Below are 17,277 nucleotides of genomic sequence, written 5' to 3' on the forward strand. Positions count from 1 at the left end.
TTTTTCGCGATTGGTCCCCGAAAGTTGTCCGTCCGCTACCGGCCAACACCAGAAGCAACTTCTGGATCGGACAGTTAGGTTGAAACGGCAGCGAATTTGACTGCGATCAGGGTAATCCATCTCGAAACTCGCGCGGCCGTTATTCTCTATCGCTCGCATTGCGGCCGCTCGATTTCGACGGCTTCTGCGGGACGCTGCTTCCGTGTTCGCTCCACCAAGCGGTCAGCGCTTCCATCATCGGCCCGAGCGCGCGAGCTTTTGACGTCATTTCATATTCGACGCGCGGAGGCACCTCCGCGAACACCGTGCGCGATATCAAGCCATCGGCTTCGAGTTCGCGTAGCTGTGCGGTCAGCATGTGCTGCGTGATCCCCGGAATTCCCTTTCGCAGTTCTCCGAAGCGATAGATCCGCTGGTGGAGCAGCCACATGATCTCGAGCTTCCATTTACCCGAGAGCATCGCGAATGCTCGACGCATCTCGTTCTGCATCGTGAATTCATATTCCGGCATTAGTCAGTATTTCCATACTTAGTGTCAAAAATTCATCCTACTTGCCTAGATTCATCATAGGCCTCAAATTCTATACATGCACACGGCCGAGGGAGCAATCGGTCGCGGCGCAGAGGCTGTTTTTTGTCGAGCAATCTCGACCATGAGGAAGAATTTGTGGCCGCCATTTATACCTATTGGATCAGCACCGCTCTCTTGTCGGCGCTCTATCTGTCATCCGCATTTCTGTACCTGATGAAGCGGGACTTCGTCCGAAAGGCCCAGGCCGATCTGGGCTATCATGCCGCGCATCTGGCGCCGCTGATGATCGTCGTGAAGATCCTCGGGCCGGCCGCGATCCTCTCGCGCGTCAACGTGCCGCTCAGCGATCTCGCCTATGCCGGCATCTTCTATCACCTGATCCTGTCCGGAATGGCCCATCTCGGAGTGCGCAGTTTCAAGGGCGCGCTGCCCGCCGCCATCGGCCTGGTTCTCCTCGCCGCGTCGTTCGCAACGCAAAACTTCGCTCGCGACGTGCCTTCACCCTATGCGCCCGCTGCTGTGGCGCCTTGCTAAAACCTGAAGAATTGGAGATGAACATGGGCCGACTTGACGGCAAGATTGCCATTGTAGCTGGCGCAGGCCGCGGCATCGGCCGCGCCACCGCAAAGCTTTTCGCGGCGGAAGGGGCGAAGGTCGCCGTCCTGTCGCTGACGCCTACGAATATCGACGCTGTCGTCGCCGATATCGAAGCGAAGGGCGGTACAGCCATCGGGGTTCAGTGTGACCTCAGTGACGGCGAGCAGATCAAGGCTGCGGTGGCCAAGGTCGTCGCGGCTTGGGGCGGCATCGACATTCTCGTCAACAATGCGTTCGATCCCTCGGCGGCCCTGTCCTCGGTCCTCGACCTGTCGGTCGAGACGTTACAGCGCAACTTCGACATGGGACCGATAGCCTATCTGCGCATGATGCAGGCAGCCTATCCGCACCTCAAAGTCAGCCCGGCCGGCCGCATCATTAACCTGGGCTCCGCCGGCGGCCTCCTCGGCATGGTGGGCTACGCGCCCTATGGCATGGCCAAGGAAGCTGTCCGCGCGCTCACACGGGTGGCCGCCCGCGAATGGGGCGCCGACGGAATCACCGTTAACAATGTCATGCCGATCGCCGATACCTTCGGCAGCGACAGGCCGCCCTTGCCCAATGTGTTCAATCGCAATGGATCGCCCGAACAGGACATCGCGCCGGTCATCCTGTTTCTCGCCACCAAGGATGCGCAGTTCATCACTGGCTACAGCCTGACGCCCGATGGCGGGATGATCATCGACGGCGCACGCTGATCGGGCGCAACGGCGAAGGCCGAATATCGAAAAGCTTTGCGCACCCAGCGAAAGGACGTTGCTTCCTGGGTCTGGAAGACCCGGCCTCGCTTCGTCCAATCCATCTCTTTGATCCTTGAGGAACCCCATGGCCGTACTTCCCGTCACATCGCTGCTCGCGGCCGCATTCGCGGTCGCGCTCGTCACTCTTTCATTTCCGATTTCGCTGCGCCGCCTGAAGGTTGGCGATATGGTCGGCGACAGCGCCGATGACGCTCTGCGCCGACGTATCCGTGCGCAGGGCAATTTCATCGAATATGTTCCACTTGGACTTATGACCCTCGCGCTGGCCGAGGCTCAAGCTGCACCCTTATGGCTCGTCTTGACGATTGCGACGATGCTGGTCCTCGGCCGAGCGTTGCACGTGGTTGGCATGCTGACTGCTTCGGGGCCGGTGCGCGGCTTCGGCATGATCTTCACCTATCTGGCGTTGCTTTGCGCTGCGGGAGGCTTGATCGTCAACGTCGCGTTATGACTGCTCCCTAGGATGCCGCGCCGATGGTAGAAATCGTAGAACTCGCGTTCGATCGGTGTCGTTTCCGCCGACAGCGCGTGGACCGTGCCGACGGTATAGTCTGTTGCGCCGCCTCCGAACTTGCTCCACCCCTGGTCGGCCGCCTTCGCGATTTAGCGCTAGCGCGGTTGAGGGCGTTGCGGCTGGCGCTTGCACGCTGACTGATGCGATCGCGCAAATGCGCGGATCGATCTTGGCAGCACTGATGATGAATCTGTCCCTGGCGCAGATGCCGATCTAGGCGATAAGGTGGCAGTGGATGCTTTCCCACAGGAACATCTGCATCGGGCAGCTTTCCCGTCGGCACCTCCTAAAACCGGAAGGACCGCTACCGGCCAATAGCCCCATCTTGATTGGCCTTTCAAAGCTGGACAAGAATTGGATTGCTCTTATGGAATGTTGCTGTGACTAGCAACATTCCATCGATTTCGACCTTTTCGGATAAAGATGTATCGGGTCCATTTGATCCGGTGCAGAATCCTTCGAAGGCAGCGGCATTCTGGTTGCGGCGTGATATCGTGCGCGGTGTATTTGAACCGCATGAGCGGTTGAAGGTTGAACATCTCGTCCAATTTTATGGCGTCGGGCACAGCCCGATCCGCGAAGCCATCCTTCTGATGTCCGAAAGCGGGCTGGTCGTGCACGAACATCAGAAAGGTTATCGCGTCGCGCCGGTCTCGCTCGCCGACTATGATGATGTGCTGGCGGTCTATCAGCGACTCTACAAGCTGGCGATCGAGATGGCGATCGACCTTGCCGACGACGAATGGGAAGAGCGCGTCGTTGTCCAACTCCACCGCGCATCGAAGGCAAAGGTCGTCGAGCCTGATGGCGAGCCCGAAGCGCGCGAGCATTGGCAGCGGGCCTATTGGGAGTTTCACGGCGCGCTCGTCTCGGGCTGCCGCTCGCCGTTGCTGATGCAGTTGCTCGGCGACATCGGGTTCCGGCTGGAGCGATATGTGAATCTTTTCGCCGAGCCTAGCGAGGGACGTCGCAGCGCCGACGGCGAGGTGCTGGGCATGCATCGCGCGATCGTCGATGCTCTGGTCGCGCGCGACAAGAGCGGGGCAGTCGCGCTGATCGACGATTATTTCGCGGCCAGCCAACCTGTACGCAACGCCATCAAGGAGCGGCTGCGCAGCAGCTTGAAGGCAAAGCGCGGACGCAAGCGCGCCGACTAATCACACCGCGGGGAGGATTTCCACCGACATGGCGCCGCTGACTGTCGCGCGAATATGCGCGCGCTGGCCGATTTGGTCGAGATGGAGGTCGACCGGTACGCCCTCGCAGCGCAGAACGAATCCATCCGGATAGTGGACAAGCGGCACATAGATTTCGGTCGCGCCGCCGATGCCTTGGTCGACGTCGATATTTGTGGCGAAGCGGCGCGCCGTCCGGTCGAAGCTGACGTGGCGGATGCGTCCCTGCGCACGGTGGACATAGGGGCGGCTGAAGCCCGAGAGGGCGCGTCCACCATCGCCAATCCCGCCGATGCCGAGGCGCTGGTCGGCGGACCAGATCGACAAATCTTCCTGGTTCCAGCCGTCCCCGATGCGCAAATCGTTGCGGTTCGACGCGGTGTAGTTCCACTGGGTCGAGTGTAGTCCGAGCGCGTCCATCGCGTCGTACATCAGCGTCAGTGCGGCTTCGTGCTGCTGCCACACGTCGCGTTCGCCTGCGGCCCAGCGCTTATAGGCGGTGCCTTCGTCGAGATCGTAGGGAATCCCGAATTCACCGATGAGCGTCGGCGCGCCGCCCCCCGGAAAGGTCGCGCTTTCCTGTGCGAAGCTACCGAGTTGGTGCTGGTAGCGGGCGCTGATGGCATCCAGTGACGTTTCTGCTTGCCCGGTCGCGGCGTCGCGGTGGTTCGTCGGGTCGAAGCGTTTCAGATAAAGCATGCCCATATCGTACCAGTGGCTGGCATTGACCGTGCGTTCGGGCAGGTCGGTGGGGAAGTGGCGGCCAGCGAGATGCGCGAACACGTCCATCTCGGCAAAGATCGACCAGCGGGGTTGGTGCGCGCGGATCGTCTCGGCGACTTTGTGAAAAAAGGATCGATAAACGTCATGGGTCGGATCGATCGCGGCGAGGACATCATCGCCGGTCGGGATCGCAGCGCCGTTTTCGATGCGGTAGTGGCCGGCGGCTTCGAAAGGGCATGCTGCGCCCTCGCGCCAGATCGATACGCCGTCGGGATTGAAGATGCGTGTTGTCGTCGGCACCGCCGCGCCCGCCTCGTCGCGGGTTAGAACCGGCACCTCGACGGCTAGCCCGCGCGCCATGGCGATGGCATCGAGCGGCGCGAGCGCGGGTCCGATCCGCGGTCTTTCGGGATTGGCGTCGGACGGCGCGAGGTGGCGATAGGCGATCGGCTGGCCCACCCAGCCGAGGCTCGGTTCATTTAACGTGTCGAAGCCGATGACGTGCGGCATGTCGGCGAGCCGCCGCGCGACCTGGCTCATCGCTCCTAGATAATGGCTCTGCAGATATTCCTGTACATTGATGCCATCGATCAGGAAGTCGGGCGTGATCGTCCGACCGGCCCAGAAGAGCGTCCACATGATGCCGTTCGCGGGCAGGCGATAGTTGGAGCCCCAGCTCATTTGCGGATAGACGTCCTGCCGCCGGTCGGGCGAGGCATAATCGTAACGCGCCTGCATGACATGTGCCGCTTCGGCGGCGTCGAACGTCGTGAAATCCAGTCCGACCGTTTCGAACGTCCAACCGGGCGCACCGTCGCCGCCCGACATCCGGCTCCACACATCCTGATGGAAATCGACAAAGAGGGTGAGGCCATGTTCGCCCGCCTTGCGCGCGATCTCGGCAAAATAGTCGAGATAGGCCGCGTCATACTGGCCCGGTCCGGCGTGCTCGACCGCTTCCCAGGTCGTCAGCAGCCGCAGCGTATTGAATCCCCAATGCGCGATGCGGTTCAAGTGCGCGTCGGCTTCGACAAGCGGGAAGGGCCGCCCGACAAACGACACGCTGCGATGATCGGCGAAGTCGCTGTAGACGTCGGTGCCTTGTCCCGGCGGCACCTTGCAGTCGCCGCCAAGATTGACCCCGCGCAGTATCACCTGCCCGCCATCGGCGTCGATGAAGTGCGCGCCGTGCTGGCGGATCGGCAGCTTCGTCACGCGCGCTTGGGAATGATGCCGAGTCGCTCGGCGCGCTCGCGCCATTCGAGACCGGTCGCTTCGGGCCAGGGTTCGGGTTCGGGGATACGGCCTCCCTCCAGTGGCCAGGTGATAGGGGTCGCGCCGCCGTCGATCACCGCGCCATCGGCAATCGCATCACGGTCGACCGACGGGTGGGGGCGCGGACCACCGCGATGCGACCCGTCGGCGAAATAGATCGCGGTATAGACGCGCCGCGTCTGACCGGATCGGTTCGCCTTCGCCATATGGGTCGTATAGCCATTGTGAAAGATCACGTCGCCGGGTTCGCATTCGATGAACACCGGCGGTGTGTCGGGATATTTGTCGACCAGCCGTTTGCCGTCGCCCGGCGTCCCAAAGATGTCGACATATTCGGCGTCGCCGCGGTGCGAGCCGGGGAAATAGCCCATGCAGCCCATGTCAGAATCGACTTTCATCAATGGGACCCACGCGGTCGCGGTGTCGCGCTCGACGATCGGCCAATAGGGCTGGTCCTGATGCGCTTCGGTCTCGCGCCCGCCGGCTTCCTTGTAGAGCGCCTGATCGTGCCACAGCCGCACCCGCTTCGCGCCGAGCAGCGCCGCGGTGACTTCGCCGACCGCTGGGTGGAAGGTGAGGGGGCGGACGCTGGGGAAATCCTCCCAGATATATTGGCACTGGAGGAAGCTCTGTTCATAGGGCGACTTCTCGTCGAGCGTGCGCGTGTCGTCCGCCTTGCGCGTCGCAACCGCTTCGTCGACCGCGGCGGCGTAGACGGCGAGATCGTCCGGCGGGATCACGCCGGGAACGTGGACAAAGCCGTCTCGCTGGAACGCCTCGGCGTAGTTTGCAAGCTGCGCGGGGGTCACGGCCGCTTCCCATCGGTCAGGATCGGGAACTGGCGGTCGGGGTCGGTCTGCGGCACGCGCTCGCCCTCCTTCGTCCACGCCTCGGCGCCATCGGGGGCATATTGCAGGATATAGGCCTTGCGCACCGTCCCTTCTTTCAGGTTCGGGCCGGTGCGATGGGGGGCGAGCGAGGAGAAAATGATGATGTCGCCGCGCTTTGCAGGCGCCGGCACAGCATTCTCGGCGTCCTCCAGACATTTGAGGCCGATCGGCGTCACCCAATGATCGAGTGTGCCGAGCTTGTGCAGTCCTGGCGCGATCCACGGGCAGCCATTTTCGACATCGACGTCGACGAGCGGAATCCAGAAGGTCAGATATTGCTGCGGCTCGATGAAGGTGTAGCCATTGTCCTGGTGCCAGGGAAATTCCTGCGGCTTGCCCGACTTTTTGTACACCGACTGGTCCCAATAGAGCCGCACGTCCGGCCCGATCAGGTCATGGCACACCTCGGCGATCACTTCGTGCGCGGCGAAGGATTTCAGGATCGGCGAGTGCTTGACGATATGGCCGGTGAAGGTGATCGCGTCAGCGGACGAAATGCCTTCGCGGCCTTCCTCCTTGGCGCGGATGGCAAGCTCATGCTGATGCTCGAGCGGATCGATCGCAGCCTCGACTGTATCGAGCTCGGCCTCGGTGAAGGCACCGCGCAGGATGAAATAGCCCTGTTCGTCGAACTGCCGCTTCTGCTCGGGCGAAACGCGGCGCAGGCCCGTGTCGGGCGCGTCGGTCCAGGTAAAATCCTTGTTCTGCGGGTGGATGCGATAGGGAGCGTTCATGCTGCTTCGGCCTCTTGACGGCGGATCGGGATCCAGCGGTTGACGGGGGCTAGCGAGGCGGCGGCCTCGTCGTTCACGGGCAGGGTGCCGGCGCGGCCATAATGATAGACCATCGCGGCGCGGCGCTCATCGGCGACATTGTCGGTCGACATGTGCATCAGGAAACTGTGAAAGAAGAGCACGTCGCCGGGCTCCATCAGCGCGGGTTCGCGCGCGCTGTCGTCTTCGCTGACGATTTCGGTATAGGCGCGGTTCGCGGCGGGGCGGCGATCGGGGACATGGTCGTGGATCGGGCCCTTATGCGACCCCGGCAGCACCCAAAGGCAACCGTTTTCGAGTGTCGCGCGGCTGAGCGCCAGCCAGACGCCGACCTGCGGCTGGCGGTCGAAACGGAAATAATAGCTGTCCTGATGCCAGGGCTGGCCGATGACGCCGGGGTTCTTGAAGATGAACTGGCTCTGGAAACAATCGATATCGGGGCCGAGCAATCCTTCGACGATGTCGGCGATGGCGTCGCTCTCGGCGATCTGCCGCGTCATGCCTTCGGTGTGACAGTTGAAAACCTTGGCGATCCGGTCTTCGGGGTTCACCGCGCTCGGGCTCGGCTCCTTTTCCGGAAAAATCGCATAGTCGGGGCCAGCCTGATAGATGGTCTCGCCCGGATGATCCTCGGGCGGATGTGCGCGAATGCGCGCAATTACCTCATCCTCGACCGCTTTCGCCTTCGCCGGATCGACAAGGCCACGGATCACGAAAAAACCCTGCTCGTTCCAGGCTTTCAGCCGTGCTTCGGCATTCATGACTCTCTCCTCTGGAGTCGCTATAATATATCGAATTATATCAAGAAAGCAATTTTAGATCTATTTTTGACAATGTGCTTCATTCGGCTGCGGCGGGTGCGGCACTTCCCGCGGCGCGTCTGTGCGCCAATTCCTCGACGATCGCTTCGTGCGTGCCTTTGCGGATCGGATAGAAGAGCATCGCCAAGCCGCCGAGGACGAAGCCAAGACCGGGAAGCCAGATCATGATGTCCTTGATCCCGGCAATCGTTTCCGGCGTCTGCGGCGCATTGGCGACATAGCCGACGCGTTCGAGCAGCCAGCCGAAAAGTCCCGCCCCGACGCCCAGCGCGACCTTGAGGAAGAACTGGAACAGTCCGAAGATAAAGCTTTCGGTGCGTTGACCTGTCTTCAACTCGCCATATTCGACCGTGTCGGGCAGCATCGACCAGAAGGTGAGCGCGAGCCCAAGCGTTCCGATACTCCACACAATAAGCCAGATCGTCGTCACCAGCGGCGTGTCGAAGTCGAAAGTCGCGAAGATCGCGAGCAACCCCATGCCGACTGCGGTACCCGCAAACCAGGCGTTGCGCTTGCCGATAAATTTTGTGACCCAGACCCACATCGGGATGGCAATCAGCCCCGATATCGACATGCCGATAAGCGCCGTCCGCGACGCAGGCTCGTCCTCCAGGACATATTTGAAATAATAGAGCACCGATTTGCCGAGGGCGACCGAGCAGACGAAGGCGGCAACGGTCGCGGCAATCAGTGCCCAGAAGGCGTTGTTGGGTGCTAGCGCGCGCCAATAGCCGCGCAGATCGAGCTTCGTTTCGTCCGCCTGGATTTCGGGTGGCTCTTTGGTGATGCGAAAGACGATCGGATAGATCGCCGTCGCAACCACGGCAAAAGCCGCTGCTGCCCAGGTGAACCCTGCTGTGGTTCCGCTGCCGCCGAAGCGTGTGACGAGCGGGAAAGTGAAATAGATGATCGTCAGCGCGGCGAGCATGCCGAAGATCATCCGCCAGCCCGCGATCGTCGAGCGCTCGTCGCTGCTGTCGGTGAGCCTTGCGTTCAGCGACGTATAGGGGATGGTGACGATCGTATAAGCGGTGCGGAAAACGACGTGCGTAAACAGCATCCATAGCACCAGCGCGGTTCCTTCGAAGAAGGGCGGGCGCCAATAGAGCAGTACGAAGGACAGGCCGAGCGGTATGCAGCCAAAGAGGATATAGGGACGATAGCGTCCCCAGCGACTGCGCGTGCGGTCGGCGATAGACCCCATGAACGGATCCTGCAGCGCGTCGATGATAGAGGCGACCATATAGATCAGCCCCGCCGTCCCCGCCGGGATGCCAACCGCGTCTGTGTAGAAGAACAGCAGGAAGATCGAAACGCTCTGCCAGTAAATATTGCTCGCATAGTCGCCGAGAGTGAAACCGATCTTCTTTGCGGTGCTCAGCCGGTGCTGGGTCATGGCGTGGTCTTCTCCTTGGCACGGCGCATCGTGGCGGCGCGTTCGACGGCGTCGAGGCGACCGGCATCACGTTTCTGTTCGATCGTTGCCGACCCCTCCCGGAACAGCAGCAGATTGTCGAAGCGGCCGAGCTGCGGCCAGTCGGGCAGGCCGCGACCGTTCGGATGACCGTGCTTCGCGAAATTCGTCCAGTAATCGCCCATTAGTTTGGACGCGGCGCGGTCCGAAGCGCCAGCGGCCGCGGGCAGGTTGCCGAACAGATAGGCGAGTTCGGAAGTGTGGGCGGCGCCCTTGCGTTTAGCGCGATCGGATTCGGCGACATGGTCGAACACGTAGAGCCAGGCGGGCGCGCCGTGCGCCTGCATCATCCGCGCAAAGCCGCGCGCGGCCTCGGTGAAGTAATAATGGTCGACCAGTTTCGCGGGTAGAGGATCGCCATAAACCTTGGTCAGTTCGGCGAGAGCCGCGGCATCATTCTGGCTTTTGAGATAGTCGATCATCACCGGCGCGAAGGTTTCCTCGCTGAGTTCGGCGCCGGTGGTGCCGATCAGAAAGGGGATTTTCGGCACCGCACCCGCGACGAAACGCTCGACCGGATCGGCGAGCACGCTCTTGCCGTCGATCACCGGGCCGGTGAAGCGGTCGGCCTGCAAATCCCAGAAGGCAAGCTGGCCCTGCACGGCGTCGGCGGACAGCGCGCGCAGCGCCGCCGCGTCGGGATTGGCTAACCCCGCCTTGGCCGCGAAGGCAATGCTGGCTTTCTCGGCCGAGATGCGCGCGGGGCGGTCGGTCGACAGCTGGGCATAGGGCTCACGATTGGCGCCCGACATCACAATCGCTTTGTGAAAGAGCCCGTGCGCCAGCGGTGACGCCATCAGGAAATCGACCGCCGCGCCGCCCGCGGATTCGCCGAAGATGGTGACATTGCCGGGGTCACCGCCGAAGGCATCGGCATTGGCGCGCACCCATTGCAGCGCCGCAATCATGTCCAGGAAGGCGAAGTTCGCATCCGGCTTGCCGCCCGCCTTGGCGGACAGCGCCGGATGCGCGAAGAAGCCGAAGCGGCCGAGCCGATAGTTGAAATTGACGACCACGACCCCGCGGCGCGCAAGGTTCGCGCCGTCGATCGTCGGCGATGCCGCCGATCCCGCGACGAACGCACCGCCATGGATATAGACCATGACCGGCAGTTTGCGCGCCTTGGCGGGACGCCAGACGTTGAGGAATAGGCAATCCTCGCTCATCGGCTGGGTCGATGGCGTCGCGTCGCCATCGAAGCGGACCTGCGGGCAGTCGGCGCCGAATGCGGTCGCGGGGCGAACGCCGGGCCATGCGGCCGCTGGGGCGGGCGGGCGCCATCGCTGTTCCCCAACCGGTGCTGCGACATAAGGGATGCCCGCAAAGCCTTCGACGCCGTCCTTGGCGCGGCCTTCGAGCGCCCCGGCGGGCAGGGTGACGACGACCGGCTCTCCGTCGATCGAGCGGGCAAGGGCAGGTTGCGACACCAGAGCAGTCAACATCAAAGCCAGCGCCGCGCGCATCATGCGGCGCAAAGCGCGGCTTCGGCCTCGGCGAAACATTGCCGCGCGACGTCGATCAGAAAGGCGGATTCGGTCCAGCGGTCGCTCTCCTCGCGCCATTCGCCATCGGGCCCCCGCACCATTTTCGGATAGAAGGCGCGCGCGGGCAACAGCTCGGGATGCACCGCGAAATAGTCGCCCGGTTTGGCGTCGCGCAGGAAGCCCGCGAAGCTCGCGGTCCATATACGGCGGTAATAATCGAGGTGGCGCGCCTCGGCCGGGTCGCTCGCGGTAATCTGGCCAAAGGCGTTCGACGACACGCGCAGGTGCATGAACCGCGTGCGTTCGAACACCGGGCGCATCGCGTCGAACTTCATCTCCATGTCGCCATAGGTCAACTCGTGGCCGATATACCAATGGCCGAAATCGCCGTTGAAGCGCAGCTCGGGCAGGTCGGCGATCAGGTCAAGCGTGCGGCGGATATCCTGCGTCATCGTCGCGCGGTGCGTTTCGAGATAGATCGGGTGGTCGAGCTCGGCCGAAATCGTCAACAGCGCCTCGGCAAGCCGCCGCATTTCGGCATTGTCCTCCAGCCCGGTGCCGAGCTGGACGGTCGAGCAGTCGCAGCCCGCGTCGCGCCACTTCGTGGCTTGGGTACGCATCTGATCGATATCGTCGAAAATCCGCATCATCCCGGTTGGGATCAACCCGGCTTCGATCGCCGCCTGGGGTTCCAATGTCTGGATCGCCTCGTAACCTGCGGCCTTGAGCGCGGCATAGATCGCCGTGCGGTCGCCGCGCGGGCCGACGGACCAGTCGGGCAGCTCGGCCGGCGTCAGAAAGCTGATACCGGCGAGCAGCCGCGGCGGCGAAGTGCCGCCGTCGGTCGTGTTGTCGGGGCTGAAATGAGTCATCGACTGCGCCGTCGGCCTTCAGAAGCTCGCGTCGAGCGTTAGCCCCCACACGCGATAGGAATCGATCGTGAGGAACTGGACGAACGCGCCGCCGACGGGCGCCGGACCGCCGGGAGTGGCCGGCGTGAAAGCGCCGTTGAAGCCCGCGAAACCGTCGAAGGTGGTGGTGATCGGATAGCGCTTGTCGAGGCAGTTACGGCAAAAGGCGGCGACGCCGAAGCGGCCTTCGCTGAAGCGCAATCCACCGCGCAATCCCAGCAGATAGCGCGACGGCGAGGTCGGGTTGCCGGGGCTGGAGCCGTAATTATACTTGTCCGAATAATCGAGATCGAACTGAGCGAAACCCTCGATAGTCTTGGTAATCTCGTGCTTATACTCGCCCGCAAAGGTCGCCTTCCAGCGCGGCGCGAAGGGCAGTTGCCGCAGCGCGGGACAGACGCCGCTCGGGTCGGTGGTGCAGGGCACCCGGAAGTCCTTGCCGTAGCTCGCCTCGTTGTAGATGATGCCGCCCGACAGGCTGAAATTGGGCGTCAGATTGCCGTAAAAAGATGCCTCAATCCCCTTGGTCGTGGTGCTGTCGGCGTTGCCCTGGATGAAGTTGATGACCACTTGCGGAGGCACCGGGGGGACATAGATCGTCGTCTGATAGCCGTCGAACTTGCTGTAGAAGGCACTGATGTTGAAGGCGAAGCGATTGAACAGGCGCGTCTTGATTCCGAGGTCGATCGAGTCGACATATTCGGGATCCACCTTGAGCGGCTGCTGCGCGAGGCTGGGGGTGTAAGTGACCGATTCGTTGAGGAACGGGCCTTTATAGCCACGCGCGTAGCGCGCGAAGAGCATCGTATCGGGGCTCAGCTCATAGGTTAGGCCGGCGGTCCCGCTGAAGCCGGTTTTCTCGACCCGGGCCGGTTCGGTGAGGCTGGTCCCCGCAGGACAGGGAAGCTGAGCTGCGCCGAGTTCTGCGAACGGCAGGCCGCCCGCGAGCGTGCAGCTGTTGACGGGCAGAACCGAGAAGAAGCCGGTGTCGCCGGTATAGATATAGGGACCGCCGACGGTGACCGAACGATCGAAGGAATTGAAACTATAGTCTTCCAGATCGTTGTGGGTCACCCGCCCGCCGATGAAGAGCTTGAGCGCGGGCGTCACCCGCCAATCCACCTGTCCAAACGCCGCATAATCGCGCTGGTCGATTATGAAGGTCGGATTGCGGCGGAACTCCAGTCCGCCGAGATTGAAGCCGAGCGTGCCGCTTTGATCGATCACGTCGAGCGTGTCGGTTCGCGCGTAATAGACGCCGGCAACGAAGCTCACCGCATTGTCCGTCGATGAGGCAATGCGCAGTTCCTGGCTCCAGGTTTTGGAGGTATAGGGCACCAGATTCCGGTCGAGCAGGTTTGCGGGCACGGTATCGGCAAATTCGCCGGCGAGGTCGGCGTCGATACCGAATTCGCCTTTGCGGGTCTTGCGCAGCGCGGTGATCGACGTGAGCGTCAACCCTTCGGCGAGTTCCCAGTCGATCGCGAGCGATCCGCCATAGTTTTCGCGGCCATAGGTATCGCCCTCGTCGACGCCCGCGACGCGCAGGCTGTCGCCACACGTCTTGTTGTTGCGGGGGCTGGCGACGATGCCGCAGGCCGCTAGCGTGGCCTCCAGCGCCGAACCCCTCGGCGCTTCGACCTGGACGCCGACGCCCGCGAAGTCGGCCGATCCATTGACGCCGTTGCTCGCCAGACGCTGATAATCGGCGGATAGATCAATGGTCAGCCGGTCGTTCGGCTGCCACCGGAACCGGGCGCGCACGCCGTCGTCGGTGTTGCGGTCCCATTCGTCATAGAACTCGTTGTAAACGACCTTCCCGGTACGGGTGTGGCGATAGCTAATACGCAGCGCCGCCGTGTCGCCCAGCGGCAGGTTCGCAATCGCATAGCCGTGGATATAATCGCGATTGCCTATGTTGAAATGGCCGATGACCTCGGTCTGACCCAGCTTGGGCGCCTTGGTCGTGACGTTGATCAGGCCCGCATTGGAATTTTTGCCGAACAATGTGCCCTGCGGCCCCGACAGAACTTCGACGGTTTCGACATCATAGAGCGCGTTGGTCAGTCCGCGGCCAAGCACCACGCCGTCCATCACGACCGATACCGATTGCTCGGCGGATCGTCCGAACCCGCGCGTTCCGATGCCGCGGACCTGGAACACTCCCTGATCGGTCGCGGTCAGCGCCGGCACCGCCCGGACAAGGTCGGTGGTGGTGGTGATATTCTGGATATCGAGCTGGTCCTGCGTCGCCACCGACACTGTGATCGGCACGTCCTGAACATCCTCTGCGCGCCGCTGCGCCGTGACGATGATGATGGACTTGTCGCTATCGCTGACTTCGGCTTGGCCCTGCGCGGCGACCGAAACCGGCGCCAGCGCGAGCAGCCCGAACGGCATCGCTACCGTGCATGCGAGATTTCTCCGCACCTTCCCCATTTCTGCTCTCCCAACAAATTTATCGTTATTTTTAATTGATGATAAATTCGATCTAATCTTGCATTTTGTCAATGGTTCAATTTATTCTATCTCGAGAGCCTGGGCATGGCGCCGCGGCATCGGGATCGAGGAAATGATGCAGCCGATCGACGTCGAGCGCTTCCGGCGCGATGGATTTCTGGCGATCCCACAGCTTGTCGGCGCCGCAACGGTTGCGGCGCTGGCGGACATTTATGATGCGATGCTGCGCGGCGAAATCGACTGCAGCGCGACCGACAATCCGCTGGGCATGACCACGCGGCAGATCATGCTTCCTTCCGCCTATCATCCCATCTTTCGCGACAATCCGGCGCTTGATGCGGCGCGGGACATTGCGCGGGACCTTCTTGGTGTCGCTGATCCCAAACCGGTGTTCGACATGTTGATATACAAAGAGCCAGGCCAGCTTGCGACGACCCCCTGGCATCAGGATTACAGCTATGCGCAGATGCCGCTAACCCCCGCCGGGACGCTCGTTCCGTCGGACGAATATGTGCAGTTCTGGGTCGCGCTCGACGATGTTGACGAGGAGAATGGCTGCATGCATTTCGTTCCCGGCGCCCATGATGCGCCGCTGCTCGATCATTATATCGCGGGCGGCGATGCCGATTACAGCCAGCGGCTGCTGGCGATCCGCGATCCGGAGGCGGCGCTCGATCTTACGAAGGCGGTGGCATGTCCGCTGAAGGCGGGCGGAGCCACGGTCCATAATTACGGAACACCCCATTTTACGTCGGGCAACCGGACGACGGCGCGGCCGCGCCGCGCCTATATCTTCAACTTCTCAACCCGTGATCGCGGCGCATGAGCCGCCTGCCGCCGCACTTTCTGTGGGGCGCTGCAACCGCCGCGCATCAGGTCGAGGGCAATAATGTCCATTCGGATTGCTGGGCCCTAGAACATGCTCGGCCGTCGCTTTTCGTTGAACCGTCGGGCGACGCCGCTGATCATTATCATCGTTACGCCGAGGATATCGGCATCGCCGCCGACCTTGGCTTCAATGCGTATCGCTTTTCGGTCGAATGGGCGCGGATTGAGCCCGAGCCGGGATTCGTGTCGCAGGCTGCGCTCGATCATTATCGGCGTGTTGTCGACGCCTGCCACGCACTCGGGATTGCGCCGGCGGTGACGCTGCATCATTTCACCCAGCCGCGCTGGATGGCGGCGCGCGGCGGGCTGACCTCGAACGAGTTTCCGGAACGCTTCGCCGAGCAGGCGGCGCGGGTGGTCGGCGCGCTCGACGGTCTTGCGCTCGTGTGCACGATCAACGAACTCAATCTGCCGGCGATCGCCGCACCCTATTTCCGCGCCCGCGCCAGCGCCGAGCAACGTGCGGCGGCCGAGCGCGCGCTCGGCGCGCCGCTCGATGCCTTTTTCCTGCACAGTCCCGAAGACGCGATCTTCGGCAACGGCCTGGCCGCGCATCGCGCCGCGCGGACGGCCATCCGCGCCGAACGTCCGGGCCTCGCGGTCGGGATGACGCTGGCCTTGTCCGAAGAACATGCCGACCCCGGGGGCGAAGCCTATCGGGACGCGCGGCGCGAGACCTATTATGCACCCTTTCTCGACGCCGCCGAGGCAGATGATTTCGTCGGTGTCCAGACCTATTCGCGCATGACCAGCCGGGCCGATGGCAGCGTTGGGGTGGCCCAGGGCGGAATAGCAACGACGATGGGTTGGGAGGACAGGCCCGAGGCTATCGGAGCGGTGTGCGAATGGATCGCGAGCCGCTGGGCGGTCCCGATCGTCGTCACGGAAAATGGCTATGTCGGCGAAGATGACGAGCGCCGCGCCGCATTCATCGCGAGCGCCCTTGCCGGCGTCCGCCGCGCCATGAATGGCGGCGCCGACGTGCGCGGCTATTTCTATTGGTCGCTGCTCGACAATTTCGAATGGATGCTCGGCTACGGCCAGCGCTTCGGTCTCGTCGCCGTCGAAGGTTCGGGAAAGAAACGGCGGATCAAGTCATCAGCGCGAGCTTTCGCCGACCTCAGCTCGATTTATTGACGGCAAGATCTGGCCTAAGCAGATCGCTCTCACTGGACCTTTTTATTTCGCTGATGATGGACCATTCGGTCCGGCGACGACCGCCTACCTGCGCACTCGATCGTTCATTGGAAGGCCATCGTGGCCACAGGAGAACGATCATGGGAAGGTCTGAATTCGACTATTCGTCGCCACGCCCCGCCTGGAATGCCGGCAGAAAGGTTGGGACAAAGCGTCCGTTGAAACCTCGACAGATATGGGCCATACGGTTTCATCTGGATCCGGGAGCATCGGCTTCGAGACCGGGCGCTGTTTGATCTTGCGATCGACAGCAAACTGCGGGGCTGCGATCTGGTGAAGATCAAGATCGGTGACCTGGTGACGGGTGGAGAGTTGCGAACGCGGGCAATCGTAATTCAGCAGAAGACGGGCCGACCAGTTCAATTCGAAATCATGTCGGACGCTCGCGGGAGCCTCTTGGCTTGGCTCGATCGTCGTGGCGGATCGATTGAGGACTATGCGTTTCCCAGCCGTATCGACCACTCTGCCCATATGAGCACGCGGCAATATGCGCGGCTTGTTGACGAGTGGGTCACCGCAGTTGGCCTTCGAAGTGAAGACTATGGAACACATTCGCTCCGAAGAACGAAGGCGTCGATTATCTACAAGGCGACCGGTAATTTGCGCGCCGTACAAATTCTTCTGGGGCACACCAAAATCGAAAACACGGTGCGGTACCTCGGCGTTGATGTGGAAGACGCGCTGACTTTGGCGGGAGGCGTCGAAGTCTAACCATCAGATCTCGGTATCCTTGGGAGCGAGCGCTCTGGCTCATCTTGGAACGTCCGCTCTCCTTGTTTGGTCGCCAGAAGCCGCCTGTCTG

15 protein-coding genes and 1 pseudogene are annotated in these 17,277 nt (G+C 62.3%); 7 read left to right on the forward strand and 9 right to left on the reverse strand.

The genetic code is table 11. The features are described 5' to 3' along the window. Positions 1–139: 139 nt before the first annotated feature. A complete protein-coding gene (locus BWQ93_RS03335; protein ID WP_077029277.1) occupies positions 140–511 on the reverse strand; it encodes a winged helix-turn-helix transcriptional regulator in 372 nt (123 codons plus the stop codon). A 156-nt stretch (positions 512–667) separates the two neighbouring features. Here BWQ93_RS03335 and BWQ93_RS03340 point away from each other — a divergent pair, with 156 nt between their 5' ends. The 4 genes from BWQ93_RS03340 to BWQ93_RS03355 all read left to right on the forward strand — a co-directional run bounded on the left by BWQ93_RS03340 (position 668) and on the right by BWQ93_RS03355 (position 3,561). Beyond that, positions 668–1,066 (forward strand): DoxX family protein, encoded by a 399-nt coding sequence (locus tag BWQ93_RS03340; RefSeq protein WP_077032178.1) that lies wholly within the window; start codon positions 668–670, stop codon positions 1,064–1,066. Between the two features lie 23 nt (positions 1,067–1,089). After that, positions 1,090–1,827, forward strand: coding sequence for an SDR family NAD(P)-dependent oxidoreductase (locus BWQ93_RS03345; protein ID WP_077032177.1), 738 nt, complete (start codon positions 1,090–1,092; stop codon positions 1,825–1,827). 127 nt (positions 1,828–1,954) lie between these two features. Next, a complete protein-coding gene (locus tag BWQ93_RS03350) occupies positions 1,955–2,341 on the forward strand; it encodes an MAPEG family protein (protein ID WP_077029278.1) in 387 nt (128 codons plus the stop codon). 509 nt (positions 2,342–2,850) lie between these two features. Further along, positions 2,851–3,561 (forward strand): GntR family transcriptional regulator, encoded by a 711-nt coding sequence (locus BWQ93_RS03355; RefSeq protein WP_077029279.1) that lies wholly within the window; start codon positions 2,851–2,853, stop codon positions 3,559–3,561. On the opposite strand, the gene BWQ93_RS03360 is transcribed toward BWQ93_RS03355, so the two are convergent. From BWQ93_RS03360 to BWQ93_RS03395, 8 genes are all read right to left on the reverse strand, one after another. Next, positions 3,562–5,517 (reverse strand): glycoside hydrolase family 5 protein, encoded by a 1,956-nt coding sequence (locus tag BWQ93_RS03360; RefSeq protein WP_077029280.1) that lies wholly within the window; start codon positions 5,515–5,517, stop codon positions 3,562–3,564. Beyond that, positions 5,514–6,386 (reverse strand): phytanoyl-CoA dioxygenase family protein, encoded by an 873-nt coding sequence (locus tag BWQ93_RS03365; RefSeq protein WP_077029281.1) that lies wholly within the window; start codon positions 6,384–6,386, stop codon positions 5,514–5,516. Before BWQ93_RS03365 ends, BWQ93_RS03360 begins: the two co-directional genes overlap by 4 nt. Beyond that, positions 6,383–7,201, reverse strand: coding sequence for a phytanoyl-CoA dioxygenase family protein (locus BWQ93_RS03370; RefSeq protein ID WP_077029282.1), 819 nt, complete (start codon positions 7,199–7,201; stop codon positions 6,383–6,385). The genes BWQ93_RS03365 and BWQ93_RS03370 overlap by 4 nt, the downstream gene beginning before the upstream one ends. Continuing rightward, positions 7,198–8,001: a phytanoyl-CoA dioxygenase family protein gene (locus tag BWQ93_RS03375; RefSeq protein ID WP_077029283.1), complete on the reverse strand. Its 804-nt coding sequence runs from the start codon at positions 7,999–8,001 to the stop codon at positions 7,198–7,200. The genes BWQ93_RS03370 and BWQ93_RS03375 overlap by 4 nt, the downstream gene beginning before the upstream one ends. 79 nt (positions 8,002–8,080) lie before the next feature. Continuing rightward, positions 8,081–9,457 carry an MFS transporter gene (locus tag BWQ93_RS03380; RefSeq protein ID WP_077029284.1) on the reverse strand — a complete coding sequence of 459 codons (1,377 nt, stop codon included), beginning with the start codon at positions 9,455–9,457 and terminating at the stop codon, positions 8,081–8,083. Further along, on the reverse strand, positions 9,454–11,001 hold the full coding sequence (locus BWQ93_RS03385; RefSeq protein ID WP_232314723.1) for a carboxylesterase/lipase family protein: 1,548 nt from the start codon (positions 10,999–11,001) through the stop codon (positions 9,454–9,456). Before BWQ93_RS03385 ends, BWQ93_RS03380 begins: the two co-directional genes overlap by 4 nt. Further along, positions 10,998–11,891 carry a hypothetical protein gene (locus BWQ93_RS21055; RefSeq protein ID WP_077029286.1) on the reverse strand — a complete coding sequence of 298 codons (894 nt, stop codon included), beginning with the start codon at positions 11,889–11,891 and terminating at the stop codon, positions 10,998–11,000. The genes BWQ93_RS03385 and BWQ93_RS21055 overlap by 4 nt, the downstream gene beginning before the upstream one ends. A gap of 18 nt (positions 11,892–11,909) precedes the next feature. Beyond that, a complete protein-coding gene (locus BWQ93_RS03395; RefSeq protein ID WP_077029287.1) occupies positions 11,910–14,330 on the reverse strand; it encodes a TonB-dependent receptor in 2,421 nt (806 codons plus the stop codon). On the opposite strand from BWQ93_RS03395, the gene BWQ93_RS03400 reads away from it, so the two are divergent. From BWQ93_RS03400 to BWQ93_RS03410, 3 genes and pseudogenes are all read left to right on the forward strand, one after another. After that, entirely contained in the window at positions 14,242–15,216 is a 975-nt protein-coding gene (locus tag BWQ93_RS03400; RefSeq protein WP_083721113.1) for a phytanoyl-CoA dioxygenase family protein, read from the forward strand. The genes BWQ93_RS03395 and BWQ93_RS03400 overlap by 89 nt on opposite strands. After that, positions 15,213–16,415, forward strand: a complete 1,203-nt coding sequence (locus BWQ93_RS03405; RefSeq protein ID WP_077029289.1) for a glycoside hydrolase family 1 protein — start codon at positions 15,213–15,215, stop codon at positions 16,413–16,415. Before BWQ93_RS03400 ends, BWQ93_RS03405 begins: the two co-directional genes overlap by 4 nt. A gap of 140 nt (positions 16,416–16,555) precedes the next feature. Beyond that, positions 16,556–17,186, forward strand: a pseudogene (locus tag BWQ93_RS03410) (tyrosine-type recombinase/integrase). Positions 17,187–17,277 lie beyond the last annotated feature (91 nt).

It is taken from the genome of Sphingopyxis sp. QXT-31 (assembly GCF_001984035.1).
In the GTDB taxonomy this organism is placed as follows: Bacteria; Pseudomonadota; Alphaproteobacteria; order Sphingomonadales; family Sphingomonadaceae; genus Sphingopyxis.